Below are 2054 nucleotides of genomic sequence, written 5' to 3' on the forward strand. Positions count from 1 at the left end.
CGTCGCGCCGCAGGGCGAGTTGGAAGCACAACTGGCGGCGATCTGGGCCGAGGTGCTCAAGGTCGGGCAGGTCGGTCGCAGCGATAATTTCTTTGAGCTGGGCGGCCACTCTCTGGTCGCGGTGCAGATGCTGGTAAGGGTGCGCGAGCAGTTGCAGCACGAAGTCAGCCTCAAAGATCTGTTCGAACAGCCGACGCTCGCCGACTTCAGCGCCACGATCGGGCAGAAAAACGGCGAAAGTGATCACGCGCAGGACGAATTGACTAAATCGCTGGAGGCACTCAAACGTTTATCAGCGGAGGAAATTGATAATTTGCTGGCGTGATGGTTGTGCGTAGGGGAGGGGTGTTTTTCTCCCCTGACACATCGCTGTCGTGCAGCAGACTTCGTGGGGGCGTTTTTCGCGCCGGTTTCCTCAGGAATGCTTCATTTCAGTTGTTTAGGAGAGACACCAGTGCAACAGTTGCTTGACTCCGTAAAATCGCTGTCCGCCCGTGAACGCAAGGCGCTGGCGGTTCTGCTCAAGCGTCAGGGAGTGAATCTTTACGGGGTCACGCCGATCTTCCCGAGGGAGACGCACGAACCGTCGGCACTGTCTTTCGCACAACAGCGCCAATGGATTCTCTGGCAACTGGAACCACACAGCGCGGCGTACAACATTCCGCTGGCATTGCGTCTGCGTGGCCCGCTGAATGTCGAAGCACTGCGACGCAGCATTGAAGCGTTGATCGAGCGTCACGAGACCCTGCGCACCACCTTCGAACAGCAGGGCGACGAAGCGCTGCAGGTCGTGCATCCGGCATCGGCTTTCGTATTGAGCGTGGAGCGGCTTGCCGACGGTCAGTCGGTGCAGGACTACGTCGATCACGAAGTGCAACAACCTTTCGATCTGCAACACGGGCCGCTGCTGCGTGTCAGGCTGCTGCACGTCGCCGATGACGAGCATGTACTGGTCCTGACCCAACACCACATCGTCTCCGATGGCTGGTCGATGCCGATCATGGTCGAGGAACTGTTGCAGGGTTATCAGGCGGTCAGTCAGGGTCGTGAGATCCACCATGAACCGCTGCCGATTCAATACGCCGACTACGCCATCTGGCAGCGCAACTGGCTGGAAATGGGAGAGCAGGCGCGGCAACTTGATTACTGGACGACTCAGTTGGGCGATCAGTCGCCGGTGCTGGAATTGCCCACCGACCGGCCGCGTCCGGCGACGCGCAATCACCATGGCGCACGCTTGAATATCGAGCTGGACGCTGCGCTGCTGGACAATCTCAAGGCGCTGGCACGCCAGCACGGCATTACCCTGTTCATGCTGTTGCTGGCCTCGTTCCAGACTTTGCTGCACCGGTACTCAGGACAAAGCGATGTGCGGGTCGGCGTGCCGATCGCCAACCGTAATCGCAGCGAAACCGAACGGTTGATCGGCTTCTTCGTCAACACGCAGGTGCTCAAGGCCGAGTTCACCGCAGACATCACCGTGCTCGAGTTGCTGCAACAGATCAGGCACACCGCCGTGCAGGCTCAGGCCCATCAGGACCTGCCGTTCGAACAATTGGTCGAAGCCTTGCAACCGGAACGCGATCCGAGCCGCAGCCCGCTGTTCCAGGTCGCCTACAACCACCAGACCGAAGCCCGCCACGAGGCCCGCGAGCTGGCCGGTCTGCGCCTTGACTATCAGGTGTCCGACAAACACACCGCGCAGTTCGACCTGACCCTGGACACCTGTGAACGACAGGACGGGCTGGGTGCGTCGTTGATCTACGCCACTGACCTGTTCGACGCCGCGACCATCGAACGCATGGCCGATCACTGGCGCAATCTGTTGCAGGCCATGACGGCCGATGTTCAGCAGCGCATCGCCGACCTGCCGCTGTTGAGTGCCGCAGAGCGCGAGGCGACCTTGCAGGGGTGGAATGCCGGTCTGAATGTTTACCCCACTGCGCAGTGCGCTCAGCAACGTTTTGAAGCGCAGGTTACAAAAACACCGCAGGCTGTGGCCCTGAGTCTTGGTGCAGAGCAACTGACCTACGAGCGGCTCAACCGCCGCGCCA

At 60.3% G+C, this 2054-nt stretch carries 2 protein-coding genes; both read left to right on the forward strand.

Translation table 11 applies throughout. From position 1 onward, the window contains the following. Positions 1-325: phosphopantetheine-binding protein (locus BZK31_RS28175; protein WP_102136531.1), on the forward strand; the 325-nt coding region annotated here is incomplete at its 5' end. A 129-nt stretch (positions 326-454) separates the two neighbouring features. Beyond that, positions 455-2054 (forward strand): condensation domain-containing protein (locus BZK31_RS28180; protein ID WP_244182761.1); only part of this gene is annotated, 1600 nt, incomplete at its 3' end.

The organism is Pseudomonas floridensis (assembly GCF_002087235.1).
Taxonomy (GTDB): Bacteria; Pseudomonadota; Gammaproteobacteria; order Pseudomonadales; family Pseudomonadaceae; genus Aquipseudomonas; species Aquipseudomonas floridensis.